Here is a 17950-nt window from a genome sequence, read left to right on the forward strand (position 1 = left end):
GGCAAACGGGTCGGGCCCGGCACCAACAAGGTGCCGGGCCCGACCCGTATCGCTCGCTCTACCCTGCGCGCAGAGCGATACGCGCGCTACTGCGGAGGCGGCTGCTGCTGCCAGCCGGGGGCCAGGCCGGACTGGTCCGGCTGGGGGGCGTCCGGGGCCGGCTGTTGCTGCTGCCAGTGGGCCGGCGGCTGGGCGGGCTGCTGGGTCCAGCCGCCCTGCTGCGGCGGGTAGCCGGCCGGCGGTTGGCCCTGCTGCGGGTGCTGTTGCGGCTGCGCCTGCTGCGGGTGGCCCTGCTGGGCGGCGTACTGCTGCTGTTGCTGGGCGTACGGGTCGCCGCCCATCTGCTGCTGCGGGTACATCCCCTGCGCCTGCTGGGCCCGCGCGAAGTCCTCGGCCACCAGGGCGGAGAGGTTGAAGTACGCCTCGCGCGTCTTGGGCCGCATCATGTCGAGGTCGACCTCGGCACCGGCGGCGAGATGCTCGTCGAAGGGGACGACCACCACGCCGCGGCAACGGGTCTCGAAGTGCGACACGATGTCGTCGATCTTGATCATCTTGCCGGTCTCGCGCACACCGGAGATGACCGTGATGCCGCGCTGCACCAGGTCGGCGTAGCCGTGCGCGGAGAGCCAGTCCAGGGTCGTACTGGCACTGCTCGCACCGTCCACGGACGGGGTGGAGATGATGATCAACTGGTCGGCGAGGTCGAGGACTCCACGCATCGCGCTGTAGAGCAGACCGGTACCCGAGTCGGTGAGGATGATCGGGTACTGCTTGCCGAGGACGTCGATCGCCCGCCGGTAGTCGTCGTCGTTGAAGGTCGTCGAGACGGCCGGGTCGACGTCGTTGGCGAGGATCTCCAGACCCGACGGGGCCTGCGAGGTGAACCGGCGGATGTCCATGTAGCTGTGCAGATGCGGGATCGACTGCACCAGGTCACGGATGGTCGCACCGGTCTCGCGGCGTACCCGTCGGCCGAGCGTGCCGGCGTCCGGGTTGGCGTCGATCGCGAGGATCTTGTCCTGCCGCTCGGAGGCGAGCGTGGAGCCCAGCGCCGTGGTGGTCGTCGTCTTGCCGACGCCGCCCTTGAGGCTGATCACCGCGATCCGGTAGCAGGACATCACCGGCGTACGGATCAGCTCCAGCTTGCGCTGCCGTTCCTCCTGCTCCTTCTTCGCGCCCAGCTTGAACTTCGACGGCTGCGCGTTGGCGCCCGGCTTGCGCTTCTTGGGCTGGTTGCGCAGCAGCCGGTCGGAGGTCAGCTCGACCGCCGCGCTGTAACCGAGCGGAGCACCGGGAGCCGCCCGCTGCGGCTGCTGCTGACCGGGCTGCGAGTACGTCGCGTAGTTCGCCGCGGCGTTGGGATCCGCCTGCTGACCGGGCAGCGGCTGATACGGCGTCTGCTGGCCCTGCTGCCCTTGCTGCTGAGCCTGCTGGGCATGCTGCTGCGCCTGTTGGGCCTGGTGCTGAGCTTGCTGGGCTTGGTGTGCCTGCTGCTGTGCCTGGGCGGCCTGCTGCGCCTGGGCCGCCTGCTGGGCCGCCTGGTGCGGGTCGTACCCGGCCTGCTGCTGGCCCTGCTGGGGGTAGCCCTGGGCCGCGGTCTGCGGGTAGCCGTAAGCGGGTTGCTGCGCGGCCGCGTTGGGGTGCTGCTGCGGCTGGCCCTGCTGCGGGTAACCGTACGCGGGCTGCGGATAGCCGTAGGCGCCCTGCTGCTGCGCGGGCTGGCCCTGCTGGGGGTAACCGGCCTGCTGGGGCTGGGCCTGCTGCGGGTAACCGGCCTGCGGATGCTGCTGCTGTGCCTGGGCCGCCTGCTGGGCCGCCTGGTGCGGGTCGTATCCGGCCTGCTGCTGGCCCTGCGGGGGCACGCCCTGCTGCGGCTGCTGGCCCTGCTGGGCCGGCTGCTGCTGACCGGCCTGGGCCTGGGCCATGCGCGGGTCGGCCGGCTGGAACTCCGGCGGCAGCGGCGGCAGTCCACCCTGGCCGGGGACGCCCTGGCCGGGCACGGCCTGGCCCGGGACGCCCTGCTGCTGACCGTCCGTCGCGGCGCCCCACGGAGCGCCCTGCTGCGGCACACCCTGCTGCTGCGGAGCACCCTGCGGCCCGCCCTGCTGGGGCTGACCGTGCTGACCCTGCTGACCCTGCTGAGCTTGCGGCTGTCCCTGTGCGCCTGCGCCCTGCGCTCCTGCGCCCTGTACGGGTGCGCCATGCGGCTGCGCCTGCTGCGGCACCGGCGACTGGCCCGCCTGCGCGCCCTGAGCGGCGGCGTCGGGAGCGGGCTGGACCGGCTGGGCGGGCGGGGCCTGCTGGGCCGGGGGAGCGGCCTCCGCGGCCTGGGCGGCGCCCTCGGCCGGGGAGTTGGGGGCCACGGCCTCCGGTTGCGGTGCCTGGGCGGCGGCCGCGTGCTCCGTCCCGGGCGTCGCCGCGGCCTCCGGCTCGGTGTCGTCATCGTCGTCGTCCCAGAGGGAGGCCGACGGGTCGACGCCCGTACCGGAACGCTTGTTGCCGCCGTCGGACGCGTCGTTCGCGGCCGGCGTGGGTTCCGCGGCAGCCTCCGGCGCGGCGGCGGCCGGAGCGGCGCCGTCCGCGCCCTGCGGCCGCAACGTCGGGAAACCGGGCGGTGCGGCGTCCACGGCCGGTGCGCCCTGCTGCGGCAGGCCCGGCACCGGTGCGCCCTGGGACGGCCCGGCAAGCGGCTGACCGGTCGGGGGACCGGGCGGCGCCGTGGCGGGCGAAGTGGTGGGCGAAGGCGCAGGAGAAGCCGCGGGAGAGGCCGCGGCACCGGTGCCGCCACCACTGGTGTCGTTGCTCGCGTACCAGGCCGGCGCGGCAAAGTCGATCTTGAACTCGCCGGTCAGGTCGAACTCGGACTGGTCGTCGTCAGGATCGTTTCCGTCCGGACGGAAAGCCTCCTGCTCGTTCACTGTGCCTCCTGGTGTACTGCAACGCACCTGAACGGCAGGACCGGATACAGGCGGATCGTTCGGGTGTAGCGGAAGTCGGAACACACCACCCGGGGTTGCGCCAACACTAACTGTCTCCATCCCCGTATCGACTGCCGTCGCGCTGTGCTCCTGCGGCTCTCCCACACAGCCTAATCAAGAGTCGGCCCATAACGGCAGTCGGTGCCATGTCGTCTTCAAGCCCTTCGGCACACCTACGGGCGCACCCGGCGATTACGCCTGTGGATGCGCCCGTGCGGCCGTGCCGAAGGTGGTTGTTCAGGTATCAGTCCATCCGGCGCGGGCCGCCCAGCAGGTTGGTCTCCGCCTCCGTGGGCTGCGTCATGACGAATTGGTGACCACCGTCACGACGGCACCACAGCATGGCGTTGTCGCTGAGCGTCGGCAGCACCGCGCCGACCTGCTCCGGCAGCCGCATGATGCGCGTCACGACCTCCGCCTCCTCGGGCGACAGCCGCTGCAGGCCGACGAGGTCGGCACGGCTGAGCATCTGCGGCGACCGCGGCCCGAGGAACGGCAGCACGGTCAGCACCGACTGCCAGGGGCTCGGGGCGAGCTGATTGCGCGGCGGCCGCGCACCCATGTCCCGTACGACCAGCACGGGGCTGGAAACCGACGGCCCCTGGGGCGCGATCTGGCGGACGTCATGGACGGACACGCACTGCTGGCCACCGCCGGCGCTCTGCGCCATCTGGCCCCAGGCGGGCGGCCGGGCGGTCTCGACCGCGACCCGGGCGCCGGTGGCGACCGTACGCAGCGCCAGCACCTGCGCCATCCACATGCTGCCGACGAGGACGACCTCCAGCGGGGTCGGGCGCAGCAGGCTGAGCACGGCGGGCTGGTTCTGCGGGTCGATGCCGATGATCACGCCGTCGTCGCCGACCGGCAGGGTCAGCGCGGCCAGCGACTCGGCGGTCAGCACATGCGGGCTGCGCCGCGGGCCGCGCAGGCCGTAACCGGGCCGGGGCCTGGGCCCGGACGGCCCGTTCTGCTCCTCCTCCGGACGCGGCTGGTGCGACAGCCGGCGGCCGTCACCGCCACTGACGCCTGCCGACAAGGGGGGATTGCGCCAGCCGTCGCTGCTGGTGTTGACGCGGGGCTGATACGTGGGCGAGGCCATCAGCGGGTACCTCCGAGGGGGAGCGTGGCCAGCAGGCCGGGCAGCTGTTCACGGTCGAGGCGGACCAGCCCGACCTTCGCGGAACCGGAACGGCGCTCCAACTCGTCCTGAGCGGCGGAGAGTTCGTTCTCGCTGCGGGTGGAGAGGCGGATGTAACCCGAGATCGCCGGGGCGCGGCCGCCGCCGTGCGTGGCGGTCAGCGCGAACGTGCTGGCCATCGCCCTGGTGCTGGTCAGCAGCTGGGTGACGGCCGCCAACGGCGCGCCGCCCTGGCCCAGTTGGGGCCACCGGCCGATCCAGTACGTGGAGTGCCAGCGGTCGTCGCAGCGCATCGCCCGGGTGGTCTCCTGGGTACGCCGGACCGCCCGGCCGTCGCGGCCCATCGCGCCGTTGGCCGCCCGCGGGCTGACGCACACGGCCGTGCCGATCGAGGCCGTGACCTCGCGCTCGTTGAGCACCCTGGCCCGCACGCCGTGCGCGGTCAGCCGGCTGACGAGCTGGTCCGCGGCGCGCAGCAGCGAACGCTTGGCGCCCTCCAGACCGCCGCCGCGGGCCTCGATGGCCTCCGAGCACAGCTCCGGGTCGAGCTTGAGGGCGATCCAGGTCAGCTGGATGGCAGGGGTCTGCGACTGCGCCTGCAGTGGGGCGTACGAGCGGGACGCCACGGCCTGTTCGGGCAGGTGCGGCGCCGGCGCGGGCTGGGTGTACTGCACGAACTGGACGGACTCCAGGTGGATGTCCTCGATGTCCAGGGCGGTGTGCAGCACCTCCAGCGGCAGCATGTGGCTGCCGCGCTGCGGCCGCAGCGGCTCGTCGCGGGCGTCCACCTGGACGATGGCCGTCAGGAACGTGCCGTCGCCGACGAAACCGATGGCCCGCTGATCGGCCTCGGTCGTGTACTCGTAGGTGCGCAGGGCCGGTTCGCACTCCACCACGGGGGCGATCGCCGGGTCGACGCCCTGGGTGGCCGCGAGCGCGGCGGTGCTGTTCTTGCTGCGGCGCTTCATCGCGCGCACGGTCGTGATCCACTCAGGCAGCGGGATCTTGCGCCGCCGGCCGAGCGCGAAGACGACCAGCACGGCCGCGACGACGGCGGCCGCGGTCAGCGCGGCCGGGTGGATCGACCAGCCCACCAGCACCAGTGCGGCGGCGAGTTCGATGATGGCCAGCTGCTGGACGCGGACCCCGCCGATCGTGCCGGCCTGCTGGCGCAGCCGCGGTGCCACCGGGCCCGCCGGGCGGGCCGTGGAACTCCGGCCGCCATTTCCTCTGTTGCCCGAAGCTGTGCCGTTTTGGCCAGCATTTCCCGCAGATTGCGGTGCCCCGGAAGGCTGTTGCTGCTGTTGCCGCCCATTGCGGCGTCGAGCCCTGGTGGCGCTGGACATCCCCCGGCCTGCTCCTCTACTGGTGATGTGGGCCTCTAGGCGTATCGGCCGCCGCTGAGACTGGTGCGTTGGAAGGTGGCACCCGTACCGTACGGGTCGATCGACACACGGCATAGTAGAGGGCGCTACGGCGTGAGTGCCGGGGGCGGTTCGATGTGGATCCAACAGGCGGGGAGAGAAAGCAATAATGGCATCACGTCGGGACGAGCTGAATGCGTATTCGTTTGCCCGAAAGCGCACGAATGCGGCATTCCTGAAGCCGCTGCCGAACGGATCGATCGAGAGCGCCCCCAAGCCGCTCAAGGCGGTGGTGCCCAGCATGATCATGGGCGTCCTGATGCTCGTGGGATTCGGCGCGTGCGGCATTCTCAAGCCGGTGGCGCCGCAAGGGTGGGACGAGGTCGGCAAGAACGTCATCGTCGGGGATGAATCCACCACCCGCTATATCGTCCTGAACACCAAGGACGCCAATGGCAATAACCAGAAACTCCTGCACCCCATCCTGAACCTCGCATCCGCCCGGCTGCTCCTCGACCCGAAGTTCCAGGTCGTCAAGGTCAAGGAATCCGAACTCGACGGCAAGATCCCGCACGGTCCCGCCATCGGCATCCCGTTCGCCCCCGACCGGCTGCCCAGCGCGGAGGACGCGGACAAGCCGAAGACCTGGGCCGTCTGCAACCGCCCGGGGACCAGCGCCGGCAGCAAGCCGCAGCAGGCCGTCTTCGTCCTGGCCGGCAAGGACAAGCAGCTCGTGGACGACACCCGCAAGGGCAAGCTCGACTTCCACCAGGCGCTCTACGTCGAGGACCCCGACGGCAAGCCGTGGCTGGTCGACCACAACGGCATGGCCTTCGAGTTCAACTCCACCGGCCTCGGATGGCAGCCCCCGGGCGGCAAGGAGCAGGGCGACAAGGACCTGCGCCGCATCATCTTCGGCGCCAAGGCCCAGCCGCAGAAGGTGACCCAGCAGTTCATGGACACCCTGCTGAAGGTCCCCAGCGTCATGGCGATCTCCATGCCCATGGTCAGCGGCGCGGGCAGTCAGACCACCGACACCGAGGTCCCGGCGAAGGCCCGTACCGTCGGCTCCATCCTTCAGGACAGCGACGGTCAGAAGTACGTGGTGGAGAAGGACGGCGTGGAGCAGGTCTCCAACTTCGTCGCCAAGCTCCTGATGGAGGGCCCGAACGCGCAGAAGGTGAACTCCTCCGGCTCGGCGCTGGAACCCGTGCAGGTCGCCACCGGCTCCTTCCGTCCGAAGCCGGACGAGACGGGCAACGGCTACTCCACGTTCCTGGGCAAGGTCCTCGGCACCGACGTCGAGTCGCCGTGGCCGACCGACACCGTGAGCCCGGCCAACGACTTCGCCAACGGCTCCCAGACCGGCGGCCTGGGCGGCCCCACCGAGAGCGGCGTCTCCTGCAGCGTCTACAAGGGCACCAACACCAAGTACCCGGGCGGCCAGGAGAAGCAGCTCGGCTACCCGAACGGCGTGCCGGACATGCAGACCTGGGTCGGTGACGACTACCCCGCCAAGATCGCCTCGGGCGCCAGCTCGTACGTCACCCCCGGCAGCGGTCTGCTCTACACGGAGGTCGCCAACCCCAGGGTCAAGAGCGGCAGCCTGTTCCTGGTCACCGACACCGGACTGCGCTACCTCATCCCGCGGAACAACGACAGCGCCACGAAGGCCGGCAGTGACAAGCAGGAGGTCGACCAGGCACGGGCCCACCTCGGATACGGCGGCACGCACCCCCCGCTGATCCTGAAGGCATGGTCCTCCCTGCTCTCCAACGGGCCGGCGCTGGAGATCCGCAGTGCGAAGCAGCCCCAGTCGTCGTGACGTTGTCGGTCGACTCGGGGTGACGTCGTCGACCGCTTCTGCGTAGTTTCCCCGCGACGCGAGAGAAGGCCGCGCCGAATTCGCCCGGAAACGGGCATTCGGCGCGGCCTTTTGTGGCGGCACGGATTCCGGACCGCTCCCGTCGGATGCAATTCATGGCGCCGGTCAGCGGACTTCTCGGTGTGATCTTCGTCGTGCCCCGGCCGTATCGGCCCTTCGACCGATAGCATCGGATCTGTCCGTTTCCCCGAACGCCGTTTTCGTGAAGGGGAGTTGACAATGTTGTGATCCCGTCACAACCGTCTCCCCCCTGTTGGGAACGGGCATATGGAGTGGTTAGAGTAGGCAAAGGCGTCAGCAGGTGATGCCAACCGCGTGGGTCCCCGTTGGCGGCACGGCGCGGTACGACGTACGAGTCTCATGGGGGACGTTGACTATGGCTGGTCAGCAGTACACAACCACCGAGGAGGAGATGGTCGCGTTCAGCGGCAAGATCGCCTCGGTCAATCAGTCGATCCAGGGTGAGATCTCCCGCCTGAACACGGTCGTCGACACCATCACCTCGGGGTGGAAGGGTGCTGCGGCTTCCTCGTACAACCAGCTGCAGTCGCAGGTGAACGAGGACGCCAACCGTCTCAACCAGCTTCTGGGTGAGATCAAGGAAGCGATCGACGAGACCACGAAGAACTACTCCGCCTCCGAAGAGGAGCAGGCGCAGTCGATCACGCACATCTCCGCCTCGGCTTCCCCGTTCGGATGATGGGGCCGCGCCGCTGACCGCGGCGCCCGGCCTACTCGCCGCAGCCCGTGCCGGCCCTCGCGCCGGCCGCTGCGGCATGTGAATCGACCAGCAGCATCAACTCCTGAGGAGACACCATGTCAGGCCAGATCCTCGTTAATTTTGCGACGATCCAGCAGGCCAGCTCCGACGTGCGCGGTACGGCCAACAACATCCGCCAGCAGCTCGACGACCTCGAGGCGGGCGTCAAGAAGATCGCCGCCAGCTGGGAAGGTGCGGCGCAGGAGGGCTACCAGGCCCGCCAGCGCGAGTGGGACCAGCGCGCCGCCTCCCTGCACTCCACGCTGGAGGCCATCGCCAAGGCTCTGGACACCGCCGCCCAGAACTACCAGTCCACCGAGCACAAGAACGCCGGTATCTGGGGCGGCTGACCCAGGTCGGCACAGCTACGGATGGCGATCGGCTGAGCAGCCCCGACGGCTCGCACAGTGGTCAATGAGGGCGAGCGCGCTGCATCAGTGCGCTCGCCCTTCTGCCGTCCACAGCACCTCCACCCCCTCCCCCCACCTTCTCTCACTTCTTCCCTCTCACACCTCCCCCCACTCTCACCCCTCGATTCGTTCCCGCCCCTTTCGCCACACATGGAGAGCAGACAACCCGTGGGATCTCGCGCCATTGGTCACCGAGCCGGGCACCGTCGACGAGCGGCGGGCGCACTGGTCACGGCGGCGTGCTTCGTCGGCCTGTCCTGCGCCACCGCCGCGCCGGCGATGGCGGACACGAACGTTCCGCTCAACAGTGGTGAGTGCAAGTTCGGCGCCGACGACATCAAAGAGACCCCTTGGTCGCTGCAGCGTCTGCTGACCAATCAGATGTGGGCCGACACCAGGGGCAAGGGCGTCCGGGTCGCGGTCATCGACACCGGGATCGACGCGGGCAACGCGCAGATCAGGCCCAACATCAGCGGCGGTAAATCCTTCGTCGGAGGAAAGCCGACCGAGGACACGGTCGGCCACGGCACCAAGGTCGCGGGCATCATCGCCGCGCGCCCGCGGCCCGGCTCCGGCTTCTTCGGAATTGCGCCCGAGGCGAAGGTCATTCCCCTGCAGCAGACCAGCGACAAGAAGGCGGGCAATGCTGCCAGCCTTGCCGACGCGATCAATTACGCGGTTTCGCTAAAGGCCGACGTCATCAACATTTCGCAGGGCACGGCGGCCAGCCCGGCCAGGCTGGAGCTCCTCAAGGCGGCGATCCGGAAAGCGGCCAGCAACAACATTCTGATCGTGGCCTCGGCGGGTAACGACGGCGCCAGCGGCGCGGAGAAGAACATGTACCCCGCCGCCTTCCAGGAGTTCGACAACGTCCTGTCGGTCGCTGCCTCGGACCGCAACAACGAGCGGGCCCCCTTCTCGCAGCCCGGGGACTGGGTCGACATCGCCGCACCGGGCGTCGACATGGTCTCCACCGTCCCCAACGGCGGTAACTGTGTCGACCAGGGCACCAGCTTCGCCGCACCGTACGCCGCGGGCGCCGCGGCCCTCCTGATCGCGAAGCACAAGGGCGAGGGCCAGCACTGGACGCCCAAAGAGGTGATCTGGCACCTGGAGCAGACCGCCGAGCGGGTGCGCAGCAAGGCGGACCACAACATCGGCTGGGGCGTGGTCGACCCGGTGGCCGCCCTCAAGGACGACACCCGGCCCACCGCCGCACCCCAGCCGGACAAGCCCTCCAACGCGGCTGACGGCTCCAACATCCAGCCGGCCGCCATCACCATCGGTGAGTCACCTGGGGAACGGCGCGCCCGCATCGCCATCTACATTGTCGGCGGCGGACTCCTGGCCGTCGCCGCGGTCGTCGGCTCCTCGATCGCCATCCGCGACTGGCGCCGCAAGACCGGACTGACAACTCACGGGGAGGCCAAGCATGGCTAGCAAGGAATACGGCGTTGATCTCGACGCCCTCGACCAGGTCGTGAAGGAGCTCAACCAGGTCCTGAAGGACATGGGTGGCCCGAAGGACAAGGCGAAGAACCAGACTTACCTGCCGGACGGGGCGCTCGGGAAGGGCTTTGAGGAGCGCGACCGGATGCACAAGGCCCACAACGAGATGAAGGATTTCATCCAACAGCAGATCGTCGACAAGATCGAAGGCATGATCGACGAGTTCGGCAAGAAGTCCAAGCAGACGAAGGACGCCTACGAGGACGCCGAGCATGACAACAGCATGCACTGACGGTGGCAGTAGTTCGGTTGACCTGTAGGTGAGAGAGAAGGGGGTCCACTAATGGGTGGAGACGCGGGCGGTGCGCCCACGGGTGGAAACACCTGGGAGACGTTCACAACCAAGTTCAATCAGCATGACCTCGATGGCCTCAAGGGAATGTTGGACGGTGCCGACGTCCATCAGGTGCGCGCCGTAGCACAGAACTGGCAGGACCTGCACGACCAGTTGGTTGGGCCGGGTGACGGCGGTGGCGGCATCCAGAAGCGGTTCGAGGATGCCGTGAAGAAGGTGCTGGAGTCCTGGCACGGCGACACGGCAGAGAAGTTCGCCAAGCAGGCCCAGAAGATCAGCAACAACTTCCGGACCGGCGCTCCCTACGCCACGCACACGGCGCAGGTCATGGGGCAGACCGCTCAAGACCTGCAGAAGGCCATCGACAAGGTCAAGCCGATCGACGACGGCTGGAACTGGAGCGATGACGTCTGGGGTGAGATGCCCTGGTCGGACCAGATCGACGACGACGATCTGAACGACGCACTGAAGACCGGTGTGAGCACCCAGGGAATCCTTGACGCGAACAAGGACAACTTGTCTGGCCATCAGAAGAAGCGGCTTGAGGCCGCTGTGGCCATGGAAAACCTGGGCACGGCCTATGTGGTGCGGGCTTCTTCTTTGAAGCCGCCGGGCATGGGCGGGCCGGGGAACAGCAGGTGGGACGACCAGATTCCCGATCAAAAAGACCCGACAAATGGCCTGGGCACTATGCCTATGCCCATGCCTGGCATGGGCGGGCCAGGAGGCGGCGGCGGGGGCGGCGTGAAGATCCCGACCCGCGGCATGAAGGGCGGCAGTGCTCCGAAGATGCCGACCTCCCCCAGCATCAACACCCCCAACGCGCCGAAGACTCCTGGCATTAGCGGTGGTGTCGGTTCGCTGAAGCCGAAGACTCCGAACGTCAATACCGGCCTGGACGGTCTCGGTGGTGGCGGCGGTGGCACCGGAGTGAAGATCCCCGGTGGCGGCGGTGCCGGTGGTCTGAACGGCGGTGCCGGCGGTGGCGGCGTCCACATGCCCGGTGGTGGCGGCGGTGGTGCCGGCGTCAACATCCCAGGGGGCGGCGGCCTCGGCATGGCTGGAACCGGTGGGATGTCCGGTCGTGGTGCAGGTGGCGTCAAGGGCGGTGCCGGCGGCCTCAAGGGCGGCACGGCGGGCGCTGGTGGCGCGGCAGGTGCCCGCACCGGCCGCGCCGGTATGCCCGGCATGGGCGGCGCCCACGGTGGCGCCGCAGGCAAGGGCATGGGTGGCAAGCCGGGCGTCAGCACCGGTGGAGCCATGGCCCGGCAGAAGGGCGGCATCGTCGGCGGTGGAGCCGGCGGTAAGGCCAGTGGTGGAGGTCAAGGTGGTTCCGGGCTGCACCGCAGCCGAGGAGGATCCGCCGCCGGTACCAATTCGGGCTCCGGCCGTCGCCCGGCAGGCATGATGGGCGGCGCGCATGGTGCGCACGGCGGCAAGGGCGAAGGCAAGGGGAACGACTCCAGCCGTCCCGACTACCTCGTCGAAGACGAGGAGACCTGGACGACGGAGCGTAATGTGGCTCCCCGGGTCATCGAGTAGGACCGGCCGGACAAGCAATCGGTAGAGACGCTTGGGGCCCGCAGCCCTCGGGCTGCGGGCCCCAACTCTGTAAGAAGGGTGTTATGGCATGAGCTTCACGCGGACGCTGCGTGCGGTGGGCGGCGCGGTAGTGGCGGGGGCACTGCTCTTCGGCACCGCGCCGGTTGCTTCGGCGGACCAGATCAGAAATGACCAATGGGCCCTCAAAGCCTTCGGGGTCGAAGATATCTGGAAGATCTCCACGGGTAAGGGCGTCACGGTCGCCGTCATCGACGATCCGACGGACGGCAGCCATCCCGACCTCAAGGGCAATGTGCTCCCGGGCAAGAACTACATCACCGGGGGGCCAGCGAACCAACCATACGAGGATCGAGAGCATGGGACTGCCATGTCTTCGCTCATCGCTGGTCACGGTCATGGGCCTGGAGGGGCTGACGGAGTCAAGGGACTGGCTCCAGACGCCAAAATCCTCCCCATCGCCATTGATCTCCCGGGCGCCGATTCCGTCCCGAAGCTGGGAGCGGGAGATTATGCGGAGGCATTGCGATACGCCGTAGACCACGGTGCGAAGGTCGTAAACATGTCCTTCGGTGTCGGTAATGCAGAAGTTACACCGGAAGAGCAGTCAGCGATCGACTATGCCAGGAAGCACGATGTGCTGCTGGTCGCCGCTTCGGGGAATACCGGAGGAAGCCCTAGCAATCCCGCATCAGTACCAGGCGTCTTGGCAGTGGGAGCGGTAGACAAACACCTCAACGTTTGGGAAAAATCCAATTACGGTCCGTCTCTCAAGCTGACGGCGCCAGGCGTGTACATCCGGTCCGCCAGTCCAGTGGCGGGCGTCAAGGGTAAGTACCGCCTGGCTAACGGTACCTCTGACTCCTCTGCCTATGTCTCCGCCGCGGCAGCCCTCCTCCGTGCCAAATTTCCGGACTTGACGGCTGGTCAAGTCGCTAACCGTTTGATCAAGACGGCCGGTCTGCCGGACGACATGAAGGACGCCAAGCTTCCGGACGCCCACTACGGCTACGGATTCATCAAGCCCTACAGTGCCCTGACCAAGGACGTCCCGGCCGGTTCCAAGAACGGTCCGTTCCCGGCACTGAAGAGTGGTGCCTCTTCCGACCCCTCGAGTGCGGCTGGTAGCAATGAGCCCGGCCCGAAGATCAAGAGCGACAAGGGCCTGAGCATGCCCTTCATCATTCTCATTGCCGTCGTCGGGCTCGTCGTTCTCGTCATCGTCGTGGTCGTCGTTCTCGTAGCCAAGAAGAAGAACCGTCGTAATGGCCCGCCGCCCGGGGGCCCCGGTGGTTTTGGTGGTCCGGGTGGGCCCGGCGGCCCCGGGGGCTTTGTGCCGCATCCGCCGAACCCGAACAACTCGTACCAGCAGCAGCCCGGTGGGCCCGGGGCCTACCCGCCGGCGCCGCCCACGCAGCCGCCCGGTCGGTGATGCTCTGACGTAGGGCAGGCAGAAAAGCAGCGGAATTTCGTTGGGGTCCGTGGCCTTCGGGTCGCGGGCCCCAATGTGTTTTCTATGCCGGCCGGTGATTGCCTGGCCGGGCGGCTCGGAAATGGCTGCAGGGCCGCTGCGGGCCCGGGTGATTTCGGGATGCAGCGGCCCTGCAGGGCTGGACTGGACGGGCTTGCCGTCGAGGCGCTCGGGCTCAGCCGAAGACGTCCTCGACGCTGCCGCTTACTGTTTCCCGGACGGCGTCCGTGGCGCCCTGGTGGCGGGTGGCGGCGCCGCCGGTGCGTTGGTCGGCGTGGCGTTGGGCGGCGTTGAGGCCGCGGTCGGTGAGGTCCTGGCGGGCGTGGTCGACGTAGGTCTTGGGGTCGGTGAGGTCGTTGGCGCCTTCCTTGATGCCGTCGACGTATTCACCGGCCTTTTCCTTGCCGATGTCGGCCGTTTCGCCCCAGTCGATGCCGTCGCGGGCTCCGAAGTGGCTTTCGATGCCCTGCTGGGCGACGTTCTGAGCCATTTCGGTGCCGGCTTCTGTGGCCTTTTCCTTGGCCGCGTCGACAACCTTTTCCTTGACCGTGTCCTTGACGGTGTCCTTGACCGTCTTCTTGGCGTAGTCCATCGCCAGCTTGCGGGCTTCCTTGGACACGGCCTTCTTCGCCATCTTCTTGATGGCGTCCATGGTGGCGTGCTCCATGGCCTTGGTGGCCGCCTCCATGACCTCGCGTTTGATCTTGTCGAGGATCTGGCGGACGATCAGGCGGGTCGCCTGTGTGGCACCGGCGGCGCCGAGTTCGGAGAGACCGAGGGTGAAGGGCGCGGCGGCCTGTGCGGCGATGAGTTCCGCGGCCAGCATCACGAGCTGGACGATGACCGCGACCTTGCCGGCGAGAACGGCGATGGCGGCGGCGTCGAAGGCGACGGCGATGACTTCCGCCGCTGCGGCGGCGTCGCGGAGGTAATTGTCTCCGCTGTTACCGCCGCCGGAGAAGGAGCCCCATTCGTTGGTGAAGCCCTCGACCGCTTCGCCGGAGTTGGCGGAGACGACTTCATTGGCTGCCGAAGTGCCCGAGGAAGCTGCTTGGTTGACGGACTCGGCGAAGTTGCGCCAGACCTGGGCGCATTCGTGGAGCTTGTCCTCGTCGGCGTCCGGCCAGCTGTAGCCGAGCAGGTCCAGGACCCAGGTGACCTCGCCTGGCAGCGTCAATGACACAGTGATCGTCCCCCGTGCAGTGGTAGCCGATTGCGGAGAGCAACGGAAAGGGTGGGAAGTGAGAGTTGGGGAACCGGGCTGAGGAGGTGGGATGTGGAGCGGGAGGAGCTTTCACGCCCTCGGCCCGGGTGGTGCGGCCCGACGTAAGTACGGTGGGCGGAGCGTCAGATGACCGGGCGGCCGACGGCGCTGATGGTGTGGATGCCCTGCTGGTCGGACTCGGCGTACGTCTGGGCCATGTGCTGGAGCTTGTCGCCGATGCCTTCGAGGCGCTCGCCCAGGGAGTCCATGGACTCGAACATTCCGTCCCTGATGGGCGTGTAGATCGTTTCGAAGATGTCGCCGAAGTCGCAGTTCTCCCAGGGGCTGCCGAGGTCCTCCAGGTCGGCCTTCAGCTTCTTCGATGCCTTGGAGAAATCGCCACCGATGTGGACGAACGCGTTGCCCTGCGTGCGCAGGACATCCGGATCGACGTCAAATTCCTTGCCTGCCACCACAGCCCCCGTTTTTTCCTGTGCGTCCGCTCGGACGCTTAGCGTCTGACTCTTGGCGCGAGTTTAGCGTTCCCAGGTTAGGTGAACCGAACGTCGACCTGTCAAGGCGGGTGATCCTGCGGTGGATTCAAGGGAATTTCTTTACTCGGCGCCGTGGAGGTTCCGTGAAAATTGGTCTGTCTATGGCATTCGTGGCACATACCGCATACCGCATACCGCATACCGCGTTGAGGCATAGAGGGATTGGGGGCGGGTCTGGCTCCTAGAGGGCAGGCTCGTCCGTGGAGTTCTTTGGGGCGTTGCCCGCTCAACGGGCCGTGGTGACTTGGTCGGTGGTGGGGGGTGACGCTGGGGTCGGTCGGTCGGTCGGTACGGGCCAGGAGCACACCCGCGTACTGCACCGCGTGATTCGTTGGCTGGCTGTACCAGGTGGTGGCGAACTGGTGGTTGCCGCGATGCTGGTGGTCCCACGGCTTGGTCTTCAGGGATGTCGACGGTCTGGGGCTGGAGGCTAGTAGTGCTGCTGTCCGCCCCGTTGATTAAGAGCGACATGGGCCGCATGGCCACTACAGACCGTGGGATCCGTGGCGGAGGAATTCGCCGCTGCCCAAGAGAGTTTGGGCAAGTTCGTCAAAAGCTTCGGTCAGCGGGCCGAAAGGTGCGCGCCGATAGCCGGAAGCGGACGAGACGAGATCAGCGCGGATTACGAGGACCGTTCAAGAGGCCGCCCTGGAAACGAGGACGTCCTGGAAACGAGGACGTCCTGGAAACGCAGACGCCCCTGGAGACGCTGGAGTCCGACGCCAAGTTTGAGGAGAAGGTCATGAAGACGTCGCCGCCGCGGCGCAGTTCTGGAGGAGCAGCGACGGTGGGTAGTGCCTGGGCCTCCGCGTTGTGGGAGATCACGGTCGACGCACGCGGTGATCGAGCGGACCTCTTGCACGAGTGGACCGACCCGACCCCGAGGCGTTCCATGACCTGACCACCTCGTCGGGTGGAAAGCCGAGTCGGGAACCGCCGTGGAGGCGGAAGCGGCGACATGGGCTACACGGCCGATGTGGTGGGCCTGGAGATGCTCAAGCGGGCCAAGAGGCTGTGCAAGGTCAAGCGGTACAATCCGCTGACCTGGAAGCACCTCAAGGAGGCCGGTGAAGGGGAGAAGTTCGCCGTCTCCCAGGGAGCCAGGATGACGCGCAAGGCGATCAAGCACGGTGCCAAGGGCGTGATGCACGGCCCCGGCTTCACGGGAAATCCGTTGAGCGGGGCGGCGCAGCCCCTCATCAGTCACGAAACCGCCGAGAAGAACGGTAAGGCGTCGAGCGGTGACTGGCCTCTGTTCGGTTGCGGCGGCAGGCGCAGAGTGCCGGTGCTCTCGGCAGCTACCAGCTACCAGCTGCCGTCGCCCTCACACTTCGACCCGTCGCCCCTCGCACAGGACCCGCTCAGCCGTTACCGCGAACCGGCGGTCGAGAGAAGGACCCGCGGCTGGTCGTGTGCCCGGCAGTGGTCCAGCAGTCCCACGACCCGACAACAACCCCTTCGGCTGACGCCCCCACTTCGGTCGACGCCCGTCCGACGAGAGGAGCCGCGCCGTATGAAGCCGGAGTACCGCGACTGTTTTCTGCCGTTCCTCCGGCCATGCGAGAGATTGGTCATCGCCTGTGACTACTTCGCCAATGCGGCGCTGCCCTCCGTCCCCGCCGAGCTGCGCGCTCCGACCACTTCGGCCACTTCAGCCACTCCGATCACTTCGACCATTCCGCCTGGTCCGTCCGTGCTCGAGGAGCGGGTGCGGGGTGTGCTGGGCGGTGCACTCGGCGCGGTGGCCCGTCCGTTGGGGGCGGTGGCCAACAGCCGCTTGGTCAACAACCCGTTCGCCCGGGCCGCGGGGCGCGTCGGCGACCGGGTCGAGCGCACGGTGGATGCCCTGGACCAGGTGGCCGACCGCGCCGTCGAGAAGGCGATCTGGGGCACTGTCATGGACGGTGGCTGGGCCAGCACGGCCGGCCGTTTCCTCGTCGACCTGACGAACGCCGGGGGTACTCCACGGCGGCAGGCGATGACCGACAGCCGGTTGATCCTGCTCGTGGACCGCAACACGGGTTGGCGTGACACCACACCGCGGTGGGATTTCGGGGTGGCGGTGTCTCGTGCGGACATCGCTCGGGTCAATTCGCATCCCAAGGCCGTGGGTGGCCGGGGACGGTTCGATGTCGGCTTCACCGACGGGTCATGGATCGCCCTGGGCAGCGCAGTACGCACGCATATGGAGGCATTCGTCAGTGCATGGAACCGAGGTGCATGAACCGCTCATGAACGAACCCGGCAAGGAACAGCCCGTTTCCGGCAAGGAAGCGCCCGTCGCCAGTATGGAAGGGCCGGTTTCCAGCAAGGAAGAGGGCGTCTCCCGTAAGGACGAGCCCGTCCCCGGTAAGGAAGAGCCCCTACCCGGCAAGGAAGAGGCCCTTCCCGAGGACGCCGACGAGCTCGTTCCCGAGGAGGAAGGGATCCCTTCACCCGAGGAAGAGGTCCCCTCCCCCGAGGAGGAGCTCGCTGCCGACGAGGAAGAGAGTTCTTCCGACGGCGAAGAGGTCGAGTCCCCGAACCGCGTGGGGCTGACCCCGCGTCAGGCGCGGAGGATACGCATCGTCCTGGCCTCGGTGCTCATGGCCGCGATGGCGGTGGTGCTGGTGGTGCGCCTGGCTTCGCGTACGTCGGTGCTCGTGGTCGGGGTGTACGGAGCCGCGCTGGTGCTCTGCGGCGTGGTGATCGAACTCAGCCGGCACGGGCGTACCCGGCTCGGCACCTGGTTGCTGGGCATCGGCCTGGCGGCCGCACTGGCCGCGGACTGGCTCCTGCTGCCGTAAGACTGAGGACCGAGGACTGAGGGAGACCGGCGA

General features: G+C 68.0%; 14 protein-coding genes. 9 read left to right on the top strand and 5 right to left on the bottom strand.

Annotation, left to right across the window (positions count from 1 at the left end; all coding sequences use genetic code 11):
• Positions 1-86: 86 nt before the first annotated feature.
• The 3 genes from ACGF4C_RS15550 to eccE all read right to left on the bottom strand — a co-directional run bounded on the left by ACGF4C_RS15550 (position 87) and on the right by eccE (position 5306).
• Complete coding sequence (locus ACGF4C_RS15550; RefSeq protein ID WP_393566561.1) at positions 87-2921, bottom strand: SCO5717 family growth-regulating ATPase; 2835 nt, start codon at positions 2919-2921, stop codon at positions 87-89.
• 304 nt (positions 2922-3225) lie between these two features.
• Positions 3226-4080, bottom strand: coding sequence for a hypothetical protein (locus ACGF4C_RS15555; RefSeq protein ID WP_362145486.1), 855 nt, complete (start codon positions 4078-4080; stop codon positions 3226-3228).
• Positions 4080-5306, bottom strand: a complete 1227-nt coding sequence (gene eccE / locus ACGF4C_RS15560) for a type VII secretion protein EccE (RefSeq protein ID WP_393566563.1) — start codon at positions 5304-5306, stop codon at positions 4080-4082. Before eccE ends, ACGF4C_RS15555 begins: the two co-directional genes overlap by 1 nt.
• Positions 5307-5652: 346 nt before the next feature.
• On the opposite strand from eccE, the gene ACGF4C_RS15565 reads away from it, so the two are divergent.
• The 7 genes from ACGF4C_RS15565 (at position 5653) to ACGF4C_RS15595 (ending at position 13334) form a co-directional block, all read left to right on the top strand.
• Entirely contained in the window at positions 5653-7308 is a 1656-nt protein-coding gene (locus ACGF4C_RS15565) for a type VII secretion protein EccB (protein ID WP_393566565.1), read from the top strand.
• A gap of 436 nt (positions 7309-7744) precedes the next feature.
• Positions 7745-8068 (top strand): WXG100 family type VII secretion target, encoded by a 324-nt coding sequence (locus ACGF4C_RS15570; protein ID WP_030802605.1) that lies wholly within the window; start codon positions 7745-7747, stop codon positions 8066-8068.
• Between the two features lie 116 nt (positions 8069-8184).
• On the top strand, positions 8185-8478 hold the full coding sequence (locus ACGF4C_RS15575; protein ID WP_030414182.1) for a WXG100 family type VII secretion target: 294 nt from the start codon (positions 8185-8187) through the stop codon (positions 8476-8478).
• A 339-nt stretch (positions 8479-8817) separates the two neighbouring features.
• The gene (mycP, locus tag ACGF4C_RS15580) at positions 8818-9978 is read left to right on the top strand and encodes a type VII secretion-associated serine protease mycosin (protein ID WP_393566567.1); all 1161 of its coding nucleotides are present in this window, start codon (positions 8818-8820) and stop codon (positions 9976-9978) included.
• Positions 9971-10279: a hypothetical protein gene (locus ACGF4C_RS15585; RefSeq protein WP_265360852.1), complete on the top strand. Its 309-nt coding sequence runs from the start codon at positions 9971-9973 to the stop codon at positions 10277-10279. Before mycP ends, ACGF4C_RS15585 begins: the two co-directional genes overlap by 8 nt.
• 51 nt (positions 10280-10330) lie before the next feature.
• Positions 10331-11884 carry a WXG100 family type VII secretion target gene (locus ACGF4C_RS15590; protein WP_393566569.1) on the top strand — a complete coding sequence of 518 codons (1554 nt, stop codon included), beginning with the start codon at positions 10331-10333 and terminating at the stop codon, positions 11882-11884.
• A gap of 88 nt (positions 11885-11972) precedes the next feature.
• Positions 11973-13334, top strand: coding sequence for a S8 family serine peptidase (locus ACGF4C_RS15595; RefSeq protein WP_393566571.1), 1362 nt, complete (start codon positions 11973-11975; stop codon positions 13332-13334).
• Positions 13335-13548: 214 nt separating this feature from the next.
• Here ACGF4C_RS15595 and ACGF4C_RS15600 read toward each other — a convergent pair whose 3' ends face one another.
• Entirely contained in the window at positions 13549-14556 is a 1008-nt protein-coding gene (locus ACGF4C_RS15600; RefSeq protein WP_393566573.1) for a PE-PGRS family protein, read from the bottom strand.
• A 164-nt stretch (positions 14557-14720) separates the two neighbouring features.
• On the bottom strand, positions 14721-15050 hold the full coding sequence (locus tag ACGF4C_RS15605; RefSeq protein ID WP_261955376.1) for a WXG100 family type VII secretion target: 330 nt from the start codon (positions 15048-15050) through the stop codon (positions 14721-14723).
• A 1039-nt stretch (positions 15051-16089) separates the two neighbouring features.
• On the opposite strand from ACGF4C_RS15605, the gene ACGF4C_RS15610 reads away from it, so the two are divergent.
• Together ACGF4C_RS15610 and ACGF4C_RS15615 are read left to right on the top strand one after the other, a co-directional pair.
• Positions 16090-17355 carry a hypothetical protein gene (locus ACGF4C_RS15610; protein WP_393566575.1) on the top strand — a complete coding sequence of 422 codons (1266 nt, stop codon included), beginning with the start codon at positions 16090-16092 and terminating at the stop codon, positions 17353-17355.
• Positions 17356-17362: 7 nt separating this feature from the next.
• Complete coding sequence (locus ACGF4C_RS15615; protein WP_393566576.1) at positions 17363-17917, top strand: hypothetical protein; 555 nt, start codon at positions 17363-17365, stop codon at positions 17915-17917.
• Positions 17918-17950 lie beyond the last annotated feature (33 nt).

This window comes from Streptomyces sp. NPDC048197, assembly GCF_043202395.1.
GTDB classification, from domain to species: domain Bacteria; phylum Actinomycetota; class Actinomycetes; order Streptomycetales; family Streptomycetaceae; genus Streptomyces; species Streptomyces siderophoricus.